Raw genomic sequence first — 22,575 nt, 5'->3', positions numbered from 1 at the left:
GCCCGACGTGGGGGCGCTCAGTTATGATGCCAAATGTAACCGATTTCACAATGACTTTGAAAGCTTTTTGTGGCAAATCACCGACTTGGCCTGCGGGCTTTGCGTGCGCAGCGTTTCGCGGATGCACACCCAGGGCACGGTTTATTTTCTACCCAAATTGGCAGAAAATGCCGCTATACTGAGAGTCACCGCTTACTGAGTAGTGAGTACCAACACCGGCGCCATACCCGACAGGACGACGAATGACGCGTTCGATCCGCTCAACTTTCACGACTGCGCAAACTGCGTGGATCGTTGCCGCTGCGACTTTCCTCCTGACGCTGGTGATATCCCTGATATTCAGCCAGCTGGTGTATCGATCGCTGATTCAGGAAACCCGCTTTCAGGCGGCCACTCAAGCCGCTGGCGGCGCGCGCGCCCTGGAAACGGATTTGCGCCACTCGCTCTCCGCCGGGCTGACCTTAGCCAGTTTTGTGCGCCATACCGACAACGTCGCCGAAAGCTTTGACGATGTCGCCAGCTACCTGCTGCACCTTTACCCCAACGTTTTTGCTTTGTCACTGTCGCCCGACGGCATCATCACACTCATCAGACCCGAGGCGGGTAACGAGCGCGCCCTGGGCTTCAATCAGTTGGCGGATATTCAACAGGCCGGAGAGTCTCTGCGCGCGCTCGAGGCCGGCGTCCTCAGCGTTGCCGGACCGCTGGAACTGATTCAGGGGGGACTGGGGATTGTCGGCCGCTACCCGGTGTTTCTCGACACCGAAGACGAACCACAATTTTGGGGTTTTACTAACGTCACGATTCGTCTGGAGGACGCGCTCTCCGGCGCAGGCCTGGATGACCTGCAGGCGCAGGGATTGAGTTATCACCTGTGGCGCCAACACCCGGATACCGGCGCGCGCCAAACCATCGCGCAAGACCCCGCCTTCACCGACCGGGACCCGGTGACCCAGGTCATCCAGGTGCCCAACGGCACCTGGATGCTCGATGTTCACCCCGCCGACGGCTGGGCATCCACCCCTTGGCGGGCGGGGCTTGGCGGTTTGAGTCTGGTATTCAGCGCCATGATCGCCTACCTGTTCAAGACCCTGTTTGAGCTGCACTGGCACAAACGCCACTTGGAAGCCAAAGTCCGGCAGCGCACGCGTGCGGTGAGCACCAGCCTGCAACGCTTTAAGTCCCTGGTGGCCGCCTCGGGCACCGGCGCCTGGGAGTTTTTTGCACGCGAGCGACGCCTGCGCTGTTCGAACGAATATTTTTCCTTGCTCGGGCTGAATCCGGCCGACTACTCGGACCAACGCGACAACCTCGATACCCATTGGACGCAACTGATTCACCCGGACGATCGCGTGGCCGCCACTGAGCGCTTTAACGCCTACCTCGCCCGCCCGGGCGACGGCATGTACGAAAGCAAGTTTCGCATGCTGCACGCGGACGGACACTGGGTGTGGGTACTCTCGCGCGGACGGACCCTGAAAGATGACCAGGGTGACCCGACCAACCTGACCGTCGGCACCCACATCGACATCACCAAGCAGGTGGAAGATGAAGCCAAACTCGAGTTGGCCGCCAAAGTCTTTGAACGCGGCAGCGAAGGCTTTTTGATCACCAATCCCGAGCAAGAGATTGTCATGGTCAACCATGCGTTTTTACGCATCACCGGCTATGACGAGGACGAGGTCATCGGCAACACGCCGCGCATGCTGTCGTCGGGCCGACACGACGCCAGCTTTTACGAGGCCATGTGGGACAGCATTAACACTACCGGTGTCTGGCAAGGCGAGGTGTGGAACCGGCGCAAAGACGGTTCCATTTACCCCGAGTGGCTGAGCATCAGCCGCATGACTGACGGTGAAGGGCGCGTCAGCCACTACATCGGTATCGTGAGTGATATTACCCGGCTCAAACAGGATCAGGAACAGATCCATCAACTGGCCTATTACGATCCACTCACCAGTCTCCCCAACCGCTCACTGCTGGAGGAGCGCGCCAACCAGGCCTTGCACCTGGCGCATCGCAGCGGCCAATCCCTGGCCATGCTGTTTCTCGACCTGGATAATTTCAAGACCATCAATGACTCGCTCGGCCACCATGTCGGCGATGAGCTGTTGGTGGCCTTTGCCCAGCGAGTACAAAAAATCATCCGTGAGGGTGATACCTTTGCCCGCCCTGGGGGCGATGAGTTTATCGTGCTGTTACCTGACACCGATGCTAACGGTGCGGCCCACGCCGCACAAAAGATTCTGGAAATGCTCGCCCCACCTTTCGTGGTGGGCAGTTACGAATTATCAATCACCAGCTCTGTGGGAATTGCGATCTACCCCGATGACGGTGACAACCTCAACTCGCTCTATACCAATGCCGATATCGCCATGTACCGGGCCAAGCAGGAGGGACGCAACACTTACAGCTTCTTTACGCCCGAACTGCAGACCCATTATGTGCGCACGCTGGAACTGGAAAACGCCATGCGCCGGGCACTCGAGCTGAATCAGTTCGAGCTGCACTATCAGCCCCAGCAGTGTTTGCACACCGGCGCCATTATCGGTCTGGAAGCGCTACTGCGCTGGACCCACCCCACGCTGGGCCGGGTATCGCCGGCCGAGTTCATTCCCATTGCCGAAACCAGCGGTCTGATCCTGCCCATTGGCGAGTGGGTGCTTCGCACCGCCGCTCGCCAGGCGCGCAAGTGGATCGATCAGGGCATTGCACCCCCAAAAATAGCCATCAATCTTTCCGCCATGCAGTTCCGCCAACCGCAACTGGCGCAGCGTATTCTCGATATTCTGAAAAGCACAGAGCTGCCGCCGGAGTATCTGGAGCTGGAGCTGACCGAGAGCATCACCATGGACAACCCGGAAAAGGCCATTACCGCCATCGAAAAATTGCACGATGCCGGGGTGGCGCTATCGATCGACGATTTTGGCACCGGCTATTCATCGCTCAGCTACCTCAAACGCCTGAAAATTTACAAGCTCAAAATCGATCAGTCGTTCGTGCGCGATATGACCACCGATATGGACGACCGGGTGATCATCAGCACGATCATCAAACTGTCGCAAAGCCTGGGATTGCGTTGCATCGCCGAAGGTGTGGAAACACGTGAGCAACTCGAACTGCTGCGCGACATGGGCTGCCAGGATATCCAGGGTTACTATCTCAGTCGCCCTCTGGACACCGAGGCCATCACTGCCTTCCTCACCCGCCGTTAATCAGCGTTCAAAGTTGTAAATCATGTCCACGCTTTGCTGGGAGCCAGACTCGGCCTCCAGACGCAGGCCGTTGGTGAGTTGGTAGCGCATCCCCATGGTGGTCGTCTGATCAAACAGGCCCACCACATAGCGCACGAACAGGCGCGGGGTGATGTATTTGCCGATAAAGAGTGAGCTTTCTTCCAGGGTATCACCCGCTTGCAGGCTGAACTCATCCAGGCCGAAAGTGCTGGCAATTTCGGCGGTGATGAAGCCGCTCCGCTCAAGCCCCAAGGTGCCAATGGCATTGACCAGCATGGAGGCGTCGGCATCAGAGGAACCCGACAATGGCCGCCCGGTCAGCAACATGGACATGGCCTCACTGTCGGGCTGCGTTGGGGTGGAGTATACGGTGCTGCGCGGACGCTGCAGGGTGCCTCCGATTTCCAGGCCCACGGTAATATCTTCTTCGCCCGGTGAGGTAATCACCCGCTGGGCGCGAATATCCAGGCCCGGGTTGTCGTAGGGGCCCTGAAAAATCAACCGGCCGCGGGGAATTTCCAGCGTCTGACCGTAGGCCCGATAGCGACCTTCAACCACCCCCACATCACCGGTGGTGAGCAAGCCCCGCGCCGGGGTTTGCAGCAGCCTCAACTCCCCCGACAGGCGACTCTCCAGACCGAAACCGCTGAAGTGCACGTCGTCCCCCAACTGCAGGCGAATGTCCATGAACAAGGGAATTCTCGAACCGGCCTGGGCCTCTTCGTCCAGACCGTTGACCAGGACCACATCCTCGGACACGCGGGTTGCAGAGGCGGGCACCGTTTGAATGTTGGCGCGCCCATAGGGAATCCTCGCCGTGCCTTCGACCCGAATCGCCTCGGCACTGGCGCTGGCATTGAGTGAGGGGCTGACCCGCATCTCCAGTGGCGTGTTGCGAATCACCTGAAAATCCTCCCCCTCAAGGCTGCCGCTGAGCTGCCAGTCCGGCCCGATCAGGTTGCTGCCTTCAGCGCTGAGGGTGAGCGTGCCTTCGCCCGAGGTCACTTCCCCTTCCAGGGTAACGAGTCCGCTCTGATCGCTGTTGAGACGCACACCCGCGTCGGTAAACTCCAGCCCCAGCTCGGGCAGCATGGCGGTGCCGTCCTGGAGAACCAACTGCCCCTGTACTTCGGGCGTATCCAGCGTCCCGGCAATACGAATGTCCGCACTCAAGTCGCCGCCCACCTGGTGCAGACGTGGCACCAGTGCCTCCAGTGGGGTCAGGTCGCCAAACCTGACCTGCACGTCGCCGTCGAGCGCACGGCTATCCATCGCGATCTGCAGGCGCGCTCGGGCATCCCCGTACTCGGCCCAGTCGGTGATGAAATCGGCATTGATCTCGTTGTCTACCCAGCGCGCGCTGAGCTCCAGACGCTCCCACGCGTAGACATCCAGGTCGTCATCCTCGTACTGGTAGCGGAATTCACCGTCGCGGGTATGAAGCGAAAGACTGGCTTCCGGTGACAGGCCCGGTCGCATCACGAACTCCCCCTGTCCCTCGAGGTAGCCGCCTATGGTCGCTTCCGGACCCAAGAAGAGATTGGCCATGCGCAGCGAGAAGCTGTTTATAGCGAGATTGAGCGCCGTCCCTTCGCTCTGATCCCAGACGCCATCCACACACAGGGCCCCAGGCGGCTCGTCATCGTCGCCCGGGTTGCGGCCGATCCGGGTGGTCAGACATTGGCGGCCGATTTCGGCACGCTCCGGGCCCAGCACCAGGGTGTCGCTGCTCAGCAACCATACCCTTGGCGCCTCAGGCATCCGCAACTCAAAGGCATCAAACTGCCCCTGCCACTGTTCGTCACCGTAGCTGCCCCCCAGGCTCAAGGCCAACTGGCCGTAGGTCTCGCTGTTAACGCTCAATGCCACGCGGTGATCGTCCAGACTGCCGTCACCGGTCAGGGTGACCTGCTCCAGGCGTTGCTCATTGAGCTGCAGGCCCTCGGCGGAGGCCGCCAGCCGGAAGCTGGCACTGCCGGTCTGTTCGACATCGATGGCGAGAACATCAATGGCGTAGTCGCGCCAGCCCAGGGCGTCGCCCGCCAGCGCCAACTGCAATGCCGGTGACTCCCAATCGCCCGACAAGCGCCCCTCGGCATTGAGGGTTCCACTCAGATCCGGGTCAATGTCGCCCAGCCCCGGCGCTGTCAGTTGCCAGCTCAGGTCAAAAGTGTCGTCCCAGTGGCCGTTGATCTGCAATCGGTTCTCACCCAACCCGACAGCCAGACCCTCGGTTTCAAGACGACCGTCGGCAAAACGGGCGGCACCCGAGCCGGACAGCGCCAGATCCCGCAGCTGCCCGGAAAGATCCAATTCTTCAACCTGCACATCCAGGTAGTCCTCAGCCCACGCGCCGCGCGTGCGCAAGGACGCACTCACCTGCCCAGGCCAGTCTTCCAGCCAGTCACCCGGATTGATGTCTTCGGTGCTCAGCGCCAAATCCCAGGCCAGAGTGCGCTCGGTCGCCGGTTCGGCCCAGGCCAACCAACCGTTGGTGTTCAAGCGCATGGCGGCGAGCGTGGCCTGCAAGGTGTCGATCTGCAGCTCGGCCAGATCGCCGCGCGCATCGAGCACCAACGCCAGGGGCGGCAGGCCTTCAGCGGCGGCACTGAGGTTGAGCTGCACCCGGTAATCATCGAGCCAGCCCGACCATTGCAGGCGGCCACTGGATACGGGCAAAGGCTGATCCAGGGTCCAGAAACGCTCGGGGGGACTCTGCCCCAGCCAGCGGTTGTCCAGGCTGACTCGGGGGTTGCGCTCTTCAAGCAGAAACAGCTCGATCTGCGCCCGGGTATCCAGGGCGACGGGCCCCTGCAATTGATGGCGCAGGCGCAAATCGTCGATATTGCCGTCAAGTTCACCCTGCCCGGCCAGCCGCAAAGGGGGTTCGTCTTCGCCCATAGGCAGGTCGTAGTGCCAGTCAACCGTGACCTCGCCGGCGTAAGGGTGACGCACGCCCAGGCGCGCCGAGGCATTCACGCGGAACGCCGGGGCGACCACTTCCAGGTCGTCGACCCGGGCGCTGAAACTGCCATGAGTGTAGGAGCCGCTGACGCTTTCCAGATAGAACTCATTGTCCCCTTGCACCAGGGTTATATCGCGCAGTGCCAGGCCGCCCAACTGGATCTGCACCGGCAGAGCCAGGCTGGGCCATTCAAAGTCGCTCCAGTCGGTAGGCTCAGGATCCGCCTCCGCGCCCGCCGGCAGTACCAGGGTGACGCGGCTGGCCTCCAGCGACTGCACCGAGACGCTTCGATACAGGAGCGCTAGCGGCTGCCAGCGGAACGACAATTCCTCGATGCGGTAGTGCTGTTCGTCAAGCGCGTAGTCCACATAGGACACGTCCAAACCGGTGAGCATATTGCCTTCGATGGTTCCCAGTTCGACCATGGGAATACGCTCGACCGCCGTGTTGATGGCCCAGCGACTGCCCGGCTCGGTGGCCACAATCAGGCTCACCAGCAACACCAGTGTGACAAAAATCGCCAGCACACTCAGCAGCGTAAAGCGCAACCACCTGAGAATCAGCCATACCCACCTCATAGGTCAGGCCCCATGCTCAGATGCAGCTGCCAGCCACCCTCGTCGTCCAGGGCCCGGGCAACATCAACGCGAATCGGGCCGATGGGCGAAATCCAGCGGACCCCGACACCGGCACTGCGTTTGACGGTGAAGTCCGAATCGTTGAAGGCGTTACCGGCATCCATAAAGACCGCCGCTGCCCAGCTCGGGCGAAAGCGGTAATCGTACTCGACGCTGCCCACCAGCATGTGATTACCCCCAATCACTTCGCCCTCGTCGTTGGTCGGCCCCAATGACTTGTAACTGTAGCCCCGGACACTGGCATCACCACCGGCAAAAAAGCGCACGGACGGCGGCAGGCGATCGAACTCGTCCATGGCGGTGGCGCCACCTTCGGCACGCAGTAACAAGCGTCCAGTGCCCACAGACTGAATGTACTTGGCCCGCCCCATCACTTGCAAAAAGCTGAAATCCGAGCCAAAGGTCTCCGGCGAACCGGAAATCCGGCCCATCAGGCTCCAGCCCTCGGTGGGATAGTTGCTGCCATCGGCCTTGGTGCGTGACATGGCAAAGGCCGGAATCAGCAGGTGTGAGCGTTGGCGCGGCTCGCTACCGATAACAAAGTTTTCCATTTCATAGTTGATGGAATAGGTTTGCAGCCACTGGTTATCTTGCCAGCGGGTGTAGCGGGTACCCACTGTGTAGCGGTCACTGATCGCCACCCGGGTGTCCTCGCGCTCGACCCCGGCCACCAATTGCACCGACTCGTAGGCCGGGCGGGTCATGGGAATGGAGTACACCGTCTCTAAGGTCGACTTGACCTCTGAGAGCCGGGTCTCGGCCTTCCAGGAATGACCGCGATCGTTGACGTACCGATCCTCATAGCCAAACAAAATACGCGGCCCGGTGTCAGTGGCATAACCGGCACCCACAGAATAGCTGCGTCGCTTGCGCCCCTCCAGCTCGATCTCCACCGGCACCTCTTCACCCGACAGTGATTGCAGGCGCGGAGCGACCCGCGCGTTCTGAAAGTAGTCGCTGGCATTGTAGAGCGACTTGAGTTCCATGAGTTTATCGGTGTCGTAGGGATCACCTGGCTCGAAGGTCAGATAGCGCTTCAGCAGTGGCTCGCCCAGAATATCGTGGCTGAGTGTAATCTCACCAAAACGGTAGCGCGGCCCGGTGATATAGTGCAGCTCGATGCGAGCGGTGTTTTCCGAGCGGTTGACGTTAATGCGCGCACGCTCAAAACGGGCGTCAAAATAGCCCCGCGACGACGCGATGGCGCCGAAACGGTTTTTATAGGATTCGTAACGGCCGTGGTTCAAGCGCTCACCTTCGCGCACACCCGGGTTGCGCCGCAACGACACAAACGCGGGGTCGTCCTCGCCCTCACCTTCGATGCGCACCTCCACCGCGCTGATCAGCATCGGTTCACCCGGGTCCAGAGTGATATCCAATGCCCAGCAGTCGTCGTCGCGGCTCAACTCCTTGGTGGATTCCACGTGGTAGTAACCCAGCGCTTGTGCGGCCGACTGGATCTGGCGGTCGACATCGCGCAGAAGCGCCCGCAGACGCCATTGGGGGGTAGCGCAAGGCTCTTCGGCGATAGTCAGAAAGTGACGGATGTTTTCGCGCAACTCGCTCGGCCCGCCCTCCAGGCGCACACTGGGGGATGACGCCAGGGCACTGTGGGACAACCAAAGCAGTGCCAGCAGCCAGCCTGCGCGCCGGACACTGTATGCGAAATAATTGATGAACAAAGCGTTACCTTAAAAACAACAAAGGCAGGCCCAAAGCCTGCATACTATGCACTACTTTACCGGTTCGACCTCCCGGCGCCTAGAGCGTTACCCGACACGGGGTTAGTTTTTGTAAAGCGCATCATTGTACAATGGGTTTTTCGACCTCTTTTTTTGACTCAGCATCCACGGGAAGCACCCCATGAGCGACAAGAAAACCACCGATTTTGGCTACGAACAGGTAGCCGTGGAAGAAAAAGCGGGCCGCGTGGCCCAGGTATTTCACTCGGTGGCGGCCAAGTACGACTTGATGAACGACCTGATGTCCGGGGGCGTGCACCGCCTCTGGAAGCGATTCACCATCGAGCTCTCGGCGGTACGCCCCGGGCAGAAGGTGCTCGACATTGCTGGCGGTACCGGCGACCTGAGTTACGCTTTTGCGCGCAAAGTCGGCTCCGAGGGCCTGGTGGTACTGGCGGACATCAACGCCTCCATGCTCAACGTCGGGCGCGACCGGCTCACCGACCGGGGCATTGCCGGCAATATCGAATTTGCCCAGGCCGACGCCCAATACCTGCCCTTCCCGGACAACACCTTTGACGTGATCACCATTGCCTTTGGTCTGCGCAACGTCACCGACAAGGACTTGGCCCTGAGTGCCATGCTGCGGGTGCTCAAACCCGGTGGTCGGTTGCTGGTGCTGGAGTTCTCCAAGCCCCGGAACAGCCTGCTCGAGAAAGCTTACGATACCTATTCGTTCAAAGTGCTGCCCTTTATGGGCAAGCTGGTCACCAACGACGCCGACAGCTACCGCTACCTGGCCGAATCCATCCGCATGCACCCGGATCAGGATACGCTCAAAAGCATGATGGAAAGCGCCGGCTTTGTGAATGTCGATTACCACAACATGACCGGCGGCGTTGTCGCCCTGCACAAAGGAATCAAACCCTGATATGGATGCCACCCTCAGCACCGCCGCGCTCGCTGCCGTTGAGACCGTGATCAATCAGGCTCTGAGCCTTGATCCCGGCACCCGCCACGGGTTGGCGCGCCTGCAGGGCAAGGTGCTCGCTGTGCATGCCCAAGGCCCGGACTTCAGTGTGTACCTGGTGCCCAACGAACAGGGGCTGGAGCTGTTCCATCACTGGGAGGGCGACGTCACCGCCGAACTGACTGGCCCGGCATCCGCACTCCTGGGACTGCTCAGAAAAGACACCACCAGCCTCGCCGGTACCGACCTGGAGGTTAAAGGCAATATCGCCTTTCTGCAGGATCTGCAACAGCTCGGGCAACAGCTGGACCTGGACTGGGAGGAACTGTTCACCCGCGCCCTGGGCGATGTGGCCGGCCACCAGGTGGCCGAAGGCCTGCGTGCTGGCCACCAGTGGGCCAAGGCCCGGGCCGCCACCGCCGAGCGCTTGTTGGGCGAATTCATTACCGAAGAGGCGCGGCTGTCGCCCAGTCGCCATGAGCTGGACGACTTCTATCGCCAGGTGGACGATCTCACCGAAAGCGTCGACCGTGCCCAAGCGCGACTGCAATGGCTGCGTCAGCGGCTCGCCGCCCGTAACCCCAAGGAGTGATCGTGGTAGTATTTTTTCGCCTGTTCAGCATTGTCCGTACCCTGTTGCGCTACCGGCTGGATCTGCTGATTCCTCGCTCCCAGTTGCCCTGGCTGGTGCGCATGGCACTGTTGCCGTGCCGGCTCTTCCCCAAACCCAAACTCAGCCGGGGCGAGTGCCTGCGCCAAGCGTTTGAAGACCTGGGGCCGATTTTTATCAAGTTCGGACAACTGCTCTCGACGCGCCCGGATCTGGTGCCGGACGACATCATCCTCGAACTCAACGCCCTGCAGGACAAGGTGCCACCGTTTGACAGCACCCACTTCCGCCAACTGGTGGAAGCGGGCCTGGGCGCGCCGGTGGATACCGTCTTTAAAACCTATGAACAGGAGCCCCTTGCCTCCGCCTCGGTGGCTCAGGTCCACGGCGCGGTGCTGCACAACGATCAACCGGTGGTCATCAAAATTGTGCGCCCCGGCATTGAACGCACCATCGACAAAGACGTGCGCCTGCTGAATCTGATCGCCCGACTGATCGAGCGTTACAGTGCCGACGGGCGTCGTCTGCGGCCCGTAGAGGTGGTCGAGGACTACCGCAATACCATTTACGATGAGCTGGATTTGCAGCGCGAAGCGGCCAATGCCTCCCAGCTACGGCGCAATTTCCAGGACTCCGACCTGCTCTATATCCCCGAAGTCTACTGGGATTACACGCGCAACAATGTCCTGGTCCAGGAGCGCATCTACGGCATCCCCGTGACCCGGATTGAGGCGCTCAATGCCCAGGGTACGGACATGAAAAAGCTCGCCGAACGCGGCGTGGAAATCTTTTTTACCCAAGTATTCGAACACAACTTCTTCCACGCCGATATGCACCCGGGCAATATTTTTGTGGGCACCGAAAACCCCCAATTGCCGCGCTACATCGCGGTGGATATGGCCATTGTCGGTTCGCTTACCCGGGAAGATCAGTACTACCTGGCGCGCAACCTGTTGGCCATGTTCCGTCGGGATTACAAACAGGTGGCGGAGCTGCATGTGCAGAGTGGCTGGGTCCCAAAGGATACCCGGGTGGAGCAGCTCGAAGCGGCGGTGCGCACGGTGTGTGAACCTATCTTCGACCGGCCGCTCAAAGATATCTCGTTTGGCCACGTGCTCATGAGTCTGTTTCGTACTGCCCGGCGCTTCAATATGGAAGTGCAGCCGCAGCTGGTACTGTTGCAAAAAACCCTGCTCAATATTGAGGGCCTGGGACGCCAGCTTTATCCGGATCTGGACCTCTGGACCACAGCGCACCCCTTTTTGGAGCGCTGGCTAAAAAACCGGTTTCGACCTCAGGCACTGATCCAGGAGTTCAAACGTTACGGACCTGAGTGGTTGGAGAAATTTCCCCGGGTGCCGGAGATGCTGTTTAAAACCCTGAACCAGTCCCAACAATTTGGGCTGGTGGGCCCGGAGTTGCAACAGCTGCGTCTGGAGCTCGAAGAGCAGCATCGGCGTCAACGCCAGAGCCGCCGCCGGGGCCTGATTGGCTTGCTGGCGCTCGCGGGCGCCGTGGCGACGGCCTGGCCGGCTATTGGCAGCGAGGCTCAAAACTGGCTAAATAGTATCCATTGGACGGCGCTGCCGCCGGCCAGCTGGGCTTTACTGGCACTGGGGCTGGGGGCTTTGCTTTCGCGTCGATAACAAGAAATTTACGAGAGGATAACGATGCCAAAGCACGTGTGCTCCTTGATGGTTGTGTGGTCCCTGCTCAGCCTTGGCCTGGTGGGCTGTGGTGGCGGCTCTTCCAGTGGCAGCCTGCTGCGCGACCTGGTCGGCCAGCAAAACCGTTCAGGTGACTGGGTCGAGGGGCTGTTCCTGCCGTCATCCGACTTCCGCCACTATTGCGCCAATCCCCGCAGCGGCAGCCAGGTCGCCGACCGCCAGGGCAGCTATGTGGACGAGAACAACTGGTTGCGCGCCTGGAACCGGGAAACCTACCTCTGGTACGACGAGTCCCCCGACCTCGACCCGGCAGGCACTACCCGCCCGGCCACCTACCACCAGCAGCTCGGCAGACCGGGCGATGTGTTCCGCTGGAGTCAATCCACCGAGGCCTACCGCCGCCTGACCGAATCCGGGGTGTCCGCTGGCTACGGTATTCGTTGGCGCCTGCTGCGCTCGACAGCGCCAAACCGCGATATCCGCGTCGCCTATACCGAGCCTGACAGCCCTGCCGCCCTGGCAGGCGTTCCCCGAGGGGCGCGGGTCCTGAGTGTCAACGGCAGCGACGCCGTTGGGGGCGACAATGTGGACCTGCTCAACGCCAGTCTTTACCCGGATGAAGAGGACGAGACTTACACCTTTGTCTTTTCGCTGCCCAACGGCGAAACCCTGGAAACCCAGCTGACCTCGGCAGAGCTGACTGTGTCTCCGGTGCAGACCCAAACCGTCATCGAGCGCCCGACGGGACATATCGGCTATATCCACTTTACCCGGCATATTGCCACTGCCGAGAGTGCCCTGGCGGAAGCCATTCAGAGCCTGTCGCAGGCCGGGGTATCGGATCTGGTTATTGACCTGCGCTACAACGGCGGCGGTTTTCTCCGTATCGCCAGTCAACTGGCCTACATGGTAGCCGGCCCCGAGCAGACCCAGGGACAGATATTTGAAGTCATGCAGTTCAACGACCAGCACCCGGACATCAACCCGGTCACCGGGCGCAGCATTGAGCCCGAGCCCTTTCTTTCGACACGGCGTGAGGGTGCAGACCTGCCCTCACTGAACTTGGAGCGGGTGGTGGTACTCACCGGCAGCGGGACCTGCTCGGCCTCGGAGGCACTTATCAACGGCCTGCGCGGCATTGACGTCGAGGTGATTCAAATTGGTGCCGACACCTGCGGCAAGCCCTATGGCGGCTATACTACGGACAACTGCGGCAATTCCTACTTTATGCCCCAGTTTATGGGCGTCAACGCCAAAGGCTATGGCGACTACACCGACGGCTTTTACCCGGTGATTAACGCCGGGGACGATCCGGCCGGCCTGCCCGGCTGCCGGGTGGACGACGATTTCGGCCACGCCTTGGGGGACGCTCAAGAAGCGCGCCTGGCGGCCGCCATACACTATCTGGAACAGGGCGAATGCCCAGTCAGCAGCAGTGCCCTTTTACAACAGTATCCGGCGGCGCCGGGAGAGACCCTGCCGAGCGGCATCGGCATTCAACCCTCCGGCGAGGGGGCCATCCGGCAGCCGCCCGGCATCAACGACCGACTGATGAGGTAAGCGATGAGCCTGATAAAAGCCACCGCCCTGGGCCTGACAGCCCTGGCGCTGAGTGCCTGCCAACATCAATCCAACGCCAGCGAGCCGGGTGAGCTCGAGAGTGCCATTCTCAACACCACCACCGCCGAGAGCCGTGCTGAACTGGCCGAGACGGTGGGCGAGGCCTTGGGCGCCGATGTGCGTCTGAGCCGGGAGGTGTTTACCCGTGGCAGCCTGTTGATTGTCGAGCGTCGGCACATTGAGCGCATGCACGACGGCCAACCCATGGGGCGCGAGCAGTGGGAGCCAGATTACTTCCAACTGCTCACCGATGGCGAGCGCTGCGTGCTCGAACACAGAGACACCAATCGGCGCTGGACGCTCAGCCACGCCGACTGCCGACCCCATTGATCGCCATGCGTCGTCCCTTAGCGTGGCTTGGCAGCAGTGCACTGCTGCTGACTTCCCTTCTAGCGCCGAGCGCCAGCGCTTGCAGCATCAAGGAGGGTGAGTCAGTGCCCACGGTAGTGCTACCCGTCCGCCACGAGGCCCGGCACGACCACACCGGTTACTACACCGGTGTACTGCAACTGGTTTTGGATAAAACCCGGGAAGACTTCGGCCCCTGCGAATTGCGCATTCACGACGACATCATTCCCCAGACTCGGCGCTACATGTACCTGGCGCAGGACCTGGGCATAGATGTGGTCGACGCCACCAGCTCCGACGAACGCAAGGAACGTTTCCGGACAATTCCCATACCCATTCTGAAAGGTTTGATGGGTTACCGGGTGTCGTTTATTCGCGCCAAAGATGAAGCCGCCTTTCGCGCAATCGATAGCATTGAAGCACTCGGCGAGTTTCAGGCCGGCCAAGGCACCACCTGGCCTGACGTCGACACCTTGCGCCATAACGGCCTGCCGGTAGTCACTGCGCACAACTATGCATCTCTGTTCCGTATGCTTCTGGCCCAGCGCTTTGATTACTTTCCCCGCGGCGCCCACGAGATTCTGGACGAAATCGCCAATTTCGACACCGAGGGCCTGATGCCCGAGCCCAGTTTTATTCTGGCCTACCCCTCGCCCGTTTACTTTCACGTTCGTCGGGATAACGTCGCCTTGGCGGAACGCATCAAAACCGGATTGCAGCGCGCGATCGCGGACGGCTCGTTCGATGAACACTTTTACAACCACGAAATTATTGTCAACACCTTTGAGCAATTACAACTCGATAAGCGCAAGGTATTCTTTTTGTGCAACCCGGCTTACCGGGAATCACCCTGGCTGGACGATGACCGTTACTGGATCCATCCCTGGCCTAAAGATTTGTGCGCGACAGCTCCCAAGCAGGGCTTACTCACAAGAGATAGCGGTTAGAACAACAAAAATGAGGTACCCACATTGTGCGCCAGACTCGCTTCCCATCCCTGACAGGCCTGCTTGCAAGCCTGTTTTTTTCCTGCCTCGCCAGTACGCCAGCACTGGGCTGTTCACTCAAAGCCGGTGACGACGTGCCAACACTGGTGTTTCCACTACGCCACGAAGCAAGGCACGATCACGCCAGCTATTACATCGGGTTGTTGGAATTGATTCTGGTAAAAACAGAAAACGATTTTGGCCCGTGCGAGCTGCGGATTTACGACCAGGAACTGCCCCAGACCCGGCACTATCTGCACCTGGAGCAGAGGATGGGCATCGACATTATCGATGCCACCAGCAACTTTGAGCACAGCGAACGCTTCAGTGTGATCCCCGTGCCGATTTTTAAAGGTTTGATGGGCTACCGGGTCGCCTTTGTACGCGCGGAAGACCAGGAAGCATTCGGTGAGATTGACGGTCTGGAAGCCTTGTCCCAGTGGCGAGCGGGCCAGGGTGGCCCCTGGCCTGACGTCGACGTTTTACGCCGCAACGGCTTACCCGTGGTCACGGCCCACACCCATCGGGCACTCTACCGCATGCTCCGGGCGGGGCGCTTTGATTACCTGCCACGCGGGGCCCATGAAATCAAAGACGAACTGGAAAACTTTGACACCGAGGGCCTGGTGGTGGAGTCCCGCCAGCTGTTCGCCTACCCGTCTCCGTCATTCTTCCACGTTCACCCGGACAATACCTACCTTGCCAATCGGATCAAAACCGGACTCCAACGGGCTATTGAAAGCGGCGCCTTCGATGACTTCTTTTATAATCACGAAATGATTCAATACGTGTTTGACGATTTGGGGCTCGCCGAGCGCGAGGTACACTTTATGTGTAACCCGCGGCACACAGACGATCCCTGGTTGGCAGACAAGCGCTATTGGGTTATACCCTGGCCCGAAGATCTGTGCACCGAGACCCCCGAACCGGGCGAACTGATTGACGCCGGCGCTTAGGCCACCGACTTGAAGTAACTGACCTTGCGTGCCAGCTCATCCGCCAACTGCGCCAGATCCCGACTGGCGCCCGCCACCTGATTGGAACTGGCTGCCGAGGCCAGGGTCGCTTCGCTGATCTGGGCAATACTCTGATTGACCGTTTCTGCCACCTGACTCTGCTCTTCCGCGGCGCTGGCAATCTGGGCATTCATGTCGGTAATCGCCATCACCTCGGTGCGGATACTACCCAGAGCGGCTTCCGAAGCCTGAGTCTGGGCGACAGTATCCTGAGCCAGATTGCGGCTCACCTCCATGATCTCGGCGGCGCCGCCCGCGCCCTCTTGCAGCTCGCCAATCATGGTGCTGATTTCACGGGTAGACGTTTGCGTGCGGGTGGCCAGTGAGCGCACCTCGTCCGCCACCACCGCAAATCCCCGCCCGTGCTCACCGGCCCGGGCGGCCTCAATCGCGGCGTTAAGCGCGAGCAGATTGGTCTGCTCGGCAATGGCGTTGATCACCTCGATGATTTTTTCGATATCACCACTTTGCTGGGACACCGCCTGCACTTTATCGGAAGCCTCCTCCAGGGTCTGCGCCAAACGCTGAATGGCACCGGCGGTCTGCTCCACAGTGCCATTACCGGTAGCCACTTCCCGGTCGGCATTCTGGGTCGCATCCGCCGCGCTTGAGGCGTTGCGTGCGACCTCACCCACCGAGGCGGTCATCTGGTTGATGGCCGTGGCCATCTGCTCGGTCTCCATGGACTGGCGTTCGACCAGCTGACGGTTGTCGTCCGAGGCCGAGCTCAGCTCCTCAGACGAACGGCTCAGGCTTTCCGCCGCACTGCGGACCTCGTGGATAATGCCCGCCAGGCGCTCGACCATACGATTCATCCGCCCCATGACACTGTCCGGATAGCGACTGGCCTGAAACACCTTCAGGTGCCCGTCGGCAAACGCCGCAATGGCTGCGTCAAGCTCGTGGGGCTCAGCCCCGAGGGTGCGCTTGATCTGGCGGATAATCAGACTCGACACCAACAGACTGAAGGCGATCGCCACCAGTGTGAAAATCACCATGGCAATTGCAAAACCGCTGGCGATTTCCTGCACGCCGGTAACCTCTTCGGCGATCACCCCTTCCTGGTAATCGATAAAGGCATTGATATCAGCCAGCCACTGGCTGTACTCGGCCGAGACGCTGGCCAGCAACAACGCCCGAGCGCCCTGGATATCACCGGCCTGGCGCTGGGCGATCAGCGTTTGGGTTTGCGCCAGGGCGCTGCGCTCCGTGGCCTCGATCCGCGCCAGCAACTGACGCTCATTGGCACTGGGGTCCTGGGCGCGGAAAAGCGCTGCCAACTCGTCGGCCGACGCCTGATAGAACTCGGCCAGCTGGGTCACGGTCCGCAGGTGGTCATTGAGCGCGCGGTCGTCCTCCACCAGGACCGCATCCCGCAGGGCAATAGCCCGATCGTGGACGCTGCCACGAAAATTGATAGCGTAGCGTTGTTTGAGGCTGGCGCCCTCATTGACCCGGGTGAGGGTGTCATCGATCACCAGCACACGCTGGACCCCCAACAGAGTGACCAGCACCATCAAAACGAGAATCAGACCGAAGCTGAGTGCGAGGCGCTGGGCGAGAGTAAGCTGCTTGAACATGGGGGTATCCTTGACCGTTTATGGTGCCAAAGATACGGCCAGATTTGGCGCGTGGATCAACATACAGGGATTGCAGGCGGGAATCTTTGCGCTTATTAACAAAAGAGCGGCCCGAAGGCCGCTCTTTTGTTGATCTCCGTGAGTACGGGAAATTACTCCGCCGGATCAGGGAAACGGCTGCCCCAGATACTCGGGCCTTCGCTACTCATGGCGGTAAAGGTCACCGTAAACTGACGCAGCACCTCACTGTACTGGTGCGACAACACACCGTGGTAAGGCTCGCTATCGCCATCCAGGGTGATGGTAATGCGGTTGTCGCCCCGGTATTCCCACTCACCGGTCAGCTCGCCGGTGATACTGCCATCGGCCTCCAGCGCAATACGGTCGGAGTTGCGGAAGCCCCGCAGCAGAGGCAGGCTGTGCTCGATAAACATGTACTCGCCCACCGCCTGTTGCTCGCTGACCTCCCAGCTCAGCTCACCTTCGGCCTCGCTATGGGGGACATAGCGGTGCGGGGAGACCACCAGCCAGTCATCCTCGTTGATGAACATCTCGTGCACGCGGATCTGGTGTTGCTCACCGAGGCCCGGGAAGCGGGTGTGGAAGAACAGGAAGTGCTGCTCGGTCTCCGCCTCGTAGAAGGCGCTATTATGGCCCGGTGAGACATAGCCCACGCCGTTGCCAAAACCCGGCTCTCCGGAGCGCCGATCAAAGCGGAAGCCGCCCATCAGCTTTTGCCCGTGAGGGGTTATGTGCTCATCGGCACAATCGAGAATACAGCTGCCGCCCGGCCCTTTGACATCACTCATATCAGTGCCACTACCGTCCACGAAGGGACCGTCCGGGTTGCGTGAGCGCGCCACCCGCTGCTCATAGCCGCCGGTGGAATCCAGACCGCCGTAGGTCATCAGCAGGTAGTAATAATCCGTCTCCGGACTGTAGTGCATATAGGGTCCTTCAATGCGCGCGTGATTGCCGCCCCACACGTGGGTCCCATAGCCCTGACCGGGTACCGGCAGGCCTGTTTCCTCGTCCATGTCGAGCACAAAGATACCGCCCGAGTAAGAGCCATAGACCATCCACAGCTCGCCGTCCTTGTCGTAAAAGACGTGCGGGTCAATGGCGTGCGGCTCGGTGAAGCTGTTGAAGTTGCCGCCTGTGGGATGATATTCGGCGTTTTCCGCGCCGGTCTCCATACCCGACCAAAGGAAAATGCCCTGGTCTTCGTAGGGGCCCTCGATATCATCAGATACAGCCAGGCCCAGAGCGCCGCGCGGGCGATCGCCCTGGCTGCCGTTGTAGTAGAAGTAGAAGCGGCCGTCGCCCAGCTGGGTCACATCCGCTGCCCACATGCTGGGGCCGCGGGTCCAGGCAAAGAGCTCATCCAGCTCATCCAACACACGTTCAAACAGCGGGTTACTGTTATTCACGCCCTCGGCAAAACGGGTCCAGTTCATCAGGTCCGTGGAGCGCGCCGCAGCCATATGGGAACCGAACACATAATAGGTATCGTCCACCTTGATGATGGAGGGGTCGTGCACGGTTGCGTTGGAGAAGCTCACCGCGGTAGGCGGCGGCGTGCTATTGCCGTTGGCACCGCCGTTGCCATTGGTACCGCCATTACCGTTACCGTTCGCATTACCGTTGCCGCCGTCGTCAGACGAGCTGCCACCGCAACCGGCAAGGGCAAGAGCCAAGGCGAGTGCGCTGGTCGGGAAAAACTGTTGTTGCCACTTCATCAGAATACCTCTACGTCAATTCAGATTATTGGAATTATGTAATCAGGGTGTGTTGCGGCGCCAATAACGCCGCCGATGACATACTATTATAGTACAATAATCCCAAAATAGTTCAATGCTTGACCAGAAAAATCCCGATCAGTGGATATCGAGCAGGAAGGTGACCGGACCGTCATTGACCAGCGCGATTTGCATATCGGCCCCGAAAACCCCCGTCGCGACTGGGCTGTGGCGACGTTTGAGCTGGGCAACAAAGGTGTCGTACAGAGCCTCAGCCTGCGCCGGCGGCGCCGCGGTCGAAAATCCCGGGCGCAAGCCTTTGCGGGTGTCGGCCGCGAGGGTGAACTGGGATACGGCCAACACCCCGCCGCCGGCCTGCACCACATTGGCATTCATGCGGCCCTCGGCATCGGCGAAGACCCGGTAGCCCAGCACCTTATCGAGCATGCGCTCGACAATCACCGGGCTATCCCCGGGCTCCACGCCCAGAAACAACAGAAGTCCGTGATCGATAGCCCCTACAGTCTCGCCTGCCACCTGGACCGAGGCCGAACTGACCCGCTGAATCAGCGCCCGCACCGCCAGGCCTCCGACTCAGGCAAAACTTTTGTCATCGCCCGGGCGCAGCTGTCGGGCCATGGCGTCGGTGGCCCGAATCAGGGCGTCGACAATGCCCGCCTCACGCGACGCGTGGCCGGCATCGCGAATGATGTTCAGCTCCGCGTCGGGCCAGGCCCGCTGCAACTCGCAGGCACCTTCGAGCGGGCAGATCATGTCATACCGACCGTGAACGATGGTGCCGGGAATACCCTGCAGACGGTAGGCGTTATTGAGCAGTTGATTCTCTTCCAAGAACGCCTTGTTGCGGAAAAAGTGCGCCTCAATACGCGCCAGCGCCAAGGCTTTATAGGGGTCCGAAAAAGAATCCACCACATCCGGGTTGGGTCTCAGCGTCGCACAACGCCCCTCCCACAGGGACCAGGCCTTGGCGGCCCCCATCTTCTGTAATTCGTTATCGCCGGTAAGAAGGCGATAGTAGGCCTCGATCAGCTCGCCGCGCTCGACCTCCGGCACCGGGTGGAGAAAATCGGCCCAGTAATCAGGGAATACCCGGCTGGCACCGTCCTGATAGAACCAGTCGATGTCCCGCTGGCGGGCCAGAAACACGCCCCGCAGAATCAACCCCAGCACCTTTTGCGGGTGCTCCTCGGCATACACCAGGCCGAGGGTGGCTCCCCAGGACCCACCAAAGACCACCCACTGTTCGATACCGAGCGCGATACGGATGGTTTCCAGGTCTGCCACCAGGTGCTCAGTGGTGTTGCCATCCAGCGAAGCGTGAGGCTTGGAACGCCCGGCACCGCGCTGATCAAAGAGGATAATGCGGTAGAGGTCCGGGTCAAAAAAGCGTCGGTCGTATTTGCCGCACCCGGCGCCGGGGCCCCCGTGGATAAACACCACCGGGATACCGTCCGGATTGCCGGACTCATCCACGTACAGCTCATGGGGGGGATCCACGGGGATCATGTGGCGTTGATGGGGTTTGATTTCCGGGTAAAAAGTCAGCATTGTTGTGTTTTTCCAGGCCCTGTAGGTGTCCGTTTAACCCCTTTACAGTAGCACAAAGGCAACCGTTATGGCTTCTGCACAAGCACTCGTGCGCTGCGATTGGTGCGGCGATGATCCACTCTACCAAGCCTACCACGACGACGAATGGGGGGTACCTCTGCGCGACGAACGCAAACTGTTTGAGTTTCTGATTCTCGAAGGCGCCCAGGCCGGGCTGGCCTGGATTACCGTGCTGCGCAAGCGCGCCCACTACCGGGAGGTGTTCGATCAGTTCGATCCCGAGCAGGTCGCCCGCTACTGTCCGGCCCGGATCGAGACACTGCTGCAGGATCCGGGTATTATCCGCAACCGCCTGAAAGTCGAAAGCGCCGTGCGCAACGCCCGGGCCTGGCTGGCCCTCAAAGACGCCGGGATTGATCCGGTAGCCTGGCTCTGGCAGTGGGTCGAGGGTGATCCCCAACAGAACCATTGGCGTAAGATGTCCGATGTGCCGGTCACCACCCCCGCCTCCGACGCCATGAGTAAAATGCTCAAACAGCGCGGTTTCAATTTTGTCGGCAGCACGATCTGCTATGCCTTTATGCAGGCAACGGGTATGGTGAACGATCATCTGGTGACCTGCCATCGTCACCAAGCGTGCGCCGCCATGGCATAACCCGACTCCGGTATCATTGCGACGGCTTCGGCGCCTTGCTAGGCTTTATGGTTACATCACCTATAAGGAGGTTACCCCTCATGCAGTCTCCCCTACTTCGCTCATTCTCGCGCCGCGCGCGGGAACTGACCGCCCTGACCCTGGGCACCTTCTTGCTGGCCGCCTGCGCCCACAGCGATAACGGCGACGCCCTGATAGTCGAAACCGAAGAACACACCCTGGCCGTCACCACCGTGACCGACGGCCTCAACCACCCGTGGGGCCTGGCGTTTCTGCCCAACGGCGACATGCTGGTAACCGAGCGCGGTGGCGACATGCGCGTCGTCAGCGCCGACGGCACCAAAGGCGACCCCCTCGCCGGCCTGCCGGCGATCCAGAGCCGCGGTCAGGGCGGCCTGCTGGATGTGACCCTGCACCCGAATTTTGAACAGAACCGCCGCGTTTACTTCGCCTATTCCGAGCCCGGCGATGGCGGTGCCAGTACGGCCGTCGCTTACGGCACACTGGGCGACGGTGGACTGACTGACGTCACCCGCATCTTCAGCCAGGTGCCCAAGCTCACCGACAACGGGCACTGGGGCTCGCGCCTGGTGTTTGACGACGAAGGCCACCTGTTTATCACGCTCGGGGATCGCCGCGCCCAGGACGAAGCCCAATCCCTGGAAAACCATATCGGCACCGTGGTGCGTCTGCATGACGACGGCCGCATCCCCGAGGACAACCCCTACGTAGATCACGACACCGCCCTGCCGGAGATCTGGTCCTACGGCCACCGCAATATTCAGGGTGCCGATCTGCACCCGCAAACCCGCGAGCTGTGGACCGGCGAGCACGGCCCCCAGGGCGGTGACGAGATCAACCACACTCGCGCCACCCTCAACTACGGCTGGCCGGTGATCACCCACGGTGAGCAATACGGCGGCGGCACCATCGGCGAAGGTATCACCCACAAAGAAGGCATGGAACAACCCCTGCATTACTGGGTTCCGTCCATCGCCAACGCCGGCATGACGTTCTACACCGGCGAAGCCTTCCCCGCCTGGCAGGGCAACCTGCTGGTGACGGCACTGCGCTCACAATTGCTGTCACGCCTGGTGTTCGATGGCGAAGACGTAGCGCACGAGGAGCGGATGTTCTCCGACACCATCGGCGCACGCCTGCGTCACGTCGTTCAGGGTCCCGATGGTCTGCTGTACCTGCTGACTGACGAGCGCAACGGCCGCATCCTGAAAGTGGCCCCCGCCAGCGAATAAACCCCAGCGCCGCGAATGCTCGCGGCGCAATTCCCTTTGTA

16 protein-coding genes are annotated in these 22,575 nt (G+C 60.7%); 10 read left to right on the top strand and 6 right to left on the bottom strand.

Annotation, left to right across the window (positions count from 1 at the left end; genetic code table 11):
- Positions 1 to 242 precede the first annotated feature (242 nt).
- Complete coding sequence (locus DKW72_RS13810) at positions 243 to 3,215, top strand: bifunctional diguanylate cyclase/phosphodiesterase (protein WP_111642964.1); 2,973 nt, start codon at positions 243 to 245, stop codon at positions 3,213 to 3,215.
- On the opposite strand, the gene DKW72_RS13805 is transcribed toward DKW72_RS13810, so the two are convergent.
- A complete protein-coding gene (locus DKW72_RS13805) occupies positions 3,216 to 6,779 on the bottom strand; it encodes a translocation/assembly module TamB domain-containing protein (RefSeq protein ID WP_111642963.1) in 3,564 nt (1,187 codons plus the stop codon).
- Positions 6,776 to 8,521, bottom strand: a complete 1,746-nt coding sequence (locus DKW72_RS13800) for an autotransporter assembly complex protein TamA (protein ID WP_232522408.1) — start codon at positions 8,519 to 8,521, stop codon at positions 6,776 to 6,778. The genes DKW72_RS13805 and DKW72_RS13800 overlap by 4 nt, the downstream gene beginning before the upstream one ends.
- A gap of 181 nt (positions 8,522 to 8,702) precedes the next feature.
- Between DKW72_RS13800 and ubiE the strand changes: the two genes are divergently transcribed.
- From ubiE to DKW72_RS13765, 7 genes are all read left to right on the top strand, one after another.
- The gene (gene ubiE / locus DKW72_RS13795; protein ID WP_111642962.1) at positions 8,703 to 9,452 is read left to right on the top strand and encodes a bifunctional demethylmenaquinone methyltransferase/2-methoxy-6-polyprenyl-1,4-benzoquinol methylase UbiE; all 750 of its coding nucleotides are present in this window, start codon (positions 8,703 to 8,705) and stop codon (positions 9,450 to 9,452) included.
- Position 9,453: 1 nt separating this feature from the next.
- Positions 9,454 to 10,083 carry a ubiquinone biosynthesis accessory factor UbiJ gene (locus DKW72_RS13790; RefSeq protein WP_111642961.1) on the top strand — a complete coding sequence of 210 codons (630 nt, stop codon included), beginning with the start codon at positions 9,454 to 9,456 and terminating at the stop codon, positions 10,081 to 10,083.
- A gap of 2 nt (positions 10,084 to 10,085) precedes the next feature.
- Positions 10,086 to 11,747 carry a ubiquinone biosynthesis regulatory protein kinase UbiB gene (gene ubiB / locus DKW72_RS13785; protein WP_111642960.1) on the top strand — a complete coding sequence of 554 codons (1,662 nt, stop codon included), beginning with the start codon at positions 10,086 to 10,088 and terminating at the stop codon, positions 11,745 to 11,747.
- A 24-nt stretch (positions 11,748 to 11,771) separates the two neighbouring features.
- Positions 11,772 to 13,328, top strand: coding sequence for a S41 family peptidase (locus DKW72_RS13780; RefSeq protein ID WP_111642959.1), 1,557 nt, complete (start codon positions 11,772 to 11,774; stop codon positions 13,326 to 13,328).
- 3 nt (positions 13,329 to 13,331) lie between these two features.
- Positions 13,332 to 13,718 carry a hypothetical protein gene (locus tag DKW72_RS13775; protein WP_111642958.1) on the top strand — a complete coding sequence of 129 codons (387 nt, stop codon included), beginning with the start codon at positions 13,332 to 13,334 and terminating at the stop codon, positions 13,716 to 13,718.
- Positions 13,719 to 13,822: 104 nt separating this feature from the next.
- Complete coding sequence (locus DKW72_RS13770; protein WP_111642957.1) at positions 13,823 to 14,683, top strand: type 2 periplasmic-binding domain-containing protein; 861 nt, start codon at positions 13,823 to 13,825, stop codon at positions 14,681 to 14,683.
- A gap of 26 nt (positions 14,684 to 14,709) precedes the next feature.
- On the top strand, positions 14,710 to 15,678 hold the full coding sequence (locus tag DKW72_RS13765; RefSeq protein WP_111642956.1) for a diguanylate cyclase: 969 nt from the start codon (positions 14,710 to 14,712) through the stop codon (positions 15,676 to 15,678).
- Here DKW72_RS13765 and DKW72_RS13760 read toward each other — a convergent pair.
- From DKW72_RS13760 to pip, 4 genes are all read right to left on the bottom strand, one after another.
- A complete protein-coding gene (locus DKW72_RS13760) occupies positions 15,675 to 17,318 on the bottom strand; it encodes a methyl-accepting chemotaxis protein (RefSeq protein WP_111642955.1) in 1,644 nt (547 codons plus the stop codon). The genes DKW72_RS13765 and DKW72_RS13760 overlap by 4 nt on opposite strands.
- A gap of 152 nt (positions 17,319 to 17,470) precedes the next feature.
- Positions 17,471 to 19,057, bottom strand: coding sequence for a glycoside hydrolase family 43 protein (locus tag DKW72_RS13755; RefSeq protein ID WP_111642954.1), 1,587 nt, complete (start codon positions 19,055 to 19,057; stop codon positions 17,471 to 17,473).
- A 138-nt stretch (positions 19,058 to 19,195) separates the two neighbouring features.
- Complete coding sequence (gene dtd, locus DKW72_RS13750; RefSeq protein WP_111642953.1) at positions 19,196 to 19,636, bottom strand: D-aminoacyl-tRNA deacylase; 441 nt, start codon at positions 19,634 to 19,636, stop codon at positions 19,196 to 19,198.
- 15 nt (positions 19,637 to 19,651) lie between these two features.
- A complete protein-coding gene (pip, locus tag DKW72_RS13745; RefSeq protein WP_111642952.1) occupies positions 19,652 to 20,626 on the bottom strand; it encodes a prolyl aminopeptidase in 975 nt (324 codons plus the stop codon).
- Between the two features lie 67 nt (positions 20,627 to 20,693).
- Here pip and DKW72_RS13740 point away from each other — a divergent pair, with 67 nt between their 5' ends.
- Complete coding sequence (locus DKW72_RS13740; protein ID WP_111642951.1) at positions 20,694 to 21,281, top strand: DNA-3-methyladenine glycosylase I; 588 nt, start codon at positions 20,694 to 20,696, stop codon at positions 21,279 to 21,281.
- Positions 21,282 to 21,361: 80 nt separating this feature from the next.
- Positions 21,362 to 22,534, top strand: a complete 1,173-nt coding sequence (locus DKW72_RS13735) for a PQQ-dependent sugar dehydrogenase (protein ID WP_111642950.1) — start codon at positions 21,362 to 21,364, stop codon at positions 22,532 to 22,534.
- Positions 22,535 to 22,575: the final 41 nt, after the last annotated feature.

Source organism: Marinimicrobium alkaliphilum (genome assembly GCF_003259155.1).
Taxonomy (GTDB): Bacteria; Pseudomonadota; Gammaproteobacteria; order Pseudomonadales; family Cellvibrionaceae; genus Marinimicrobium_A; species Marinimicrobium_A alkaliphilum.
This window is presented reverse-complemented; position numbering and strand designations above follow the sequence as displayed.

Coding starts and splice junctions, on each gene's coding strand:
- DKW72_RS13760 (WP_111642955.1), bottom strand. CDS start 17,318: ATGTTCAAGCAGCTTACTCTCGCCCAGCGCCTCGCACTCAGCTTCGGT.
- DKW72_RS13755 (WP_111642954.1), bottom strand. CDS start 19,057: ATGAAGTGGCAACAACAGTTTTTCCCGACCAGCGCACTCGCCTTGGCT.
- ubiE (WP_111642962.1), top strand. CDS start 8,703: ATGAGCGACAAGAAAACCACCGATTTTGGCTACGAACAGGTAGCCGTG.
- DKW72_RS13805 (WP_111642963.1), bottom strand. CDS start 6,779: ATGAGGTGGGTATGGCTGATTCTCAGGTGGTTGCGCTTTACGCTGCTG.
- DKW72_RS13740 (WP_111642951.1), top strand. CDS start 20,694: ATGGCTTCTGCACAAGCACTCGTGCGCTGCGATTGGTGCGGCGATGAT.
- DKW72_RS13810 (WP_111642964.1), top strand. CDS start 243: ATGACGCGTTCGATCCGCTCAACTTTCACGACTGCGCAAACTGCGTGG.
- DKW72_RS13790 (WP_111642961.1), top strand. CDS start 9,454: ATGGATGCCACCCTCAGCACCGCCGCGCTCGCTGCCGTTGAGACCGTG.
- DKW72_RS13735 (WP_111642950.1), top strand. CDS start 21,362: ATGCAGTCTCCCCTACTTCGCTCATTCTCGCGCCGCGCGCGGGAACTG.
- DKW72_RS13775 (WP_111642958.1), top strand. CDS start 13,332: ATGAGCCTGATAAAAGCCACCGCCCTGGGCCTGACAGCCCTGGCGCTG.
- DKW72_RS13780 (WP_111642959.1), top strand. CDS start 11,772: ATGCCAAAGCACGTGTGCTCCTTGATGGTTGTGTGGTCCCTGCTCAGC.
- pip (WP_111642952.1), bottom strand. CDS start 20,626: ATGCTGACTTTTTACCCGGAAATCAAACCCCATCAACGCCACATGATC.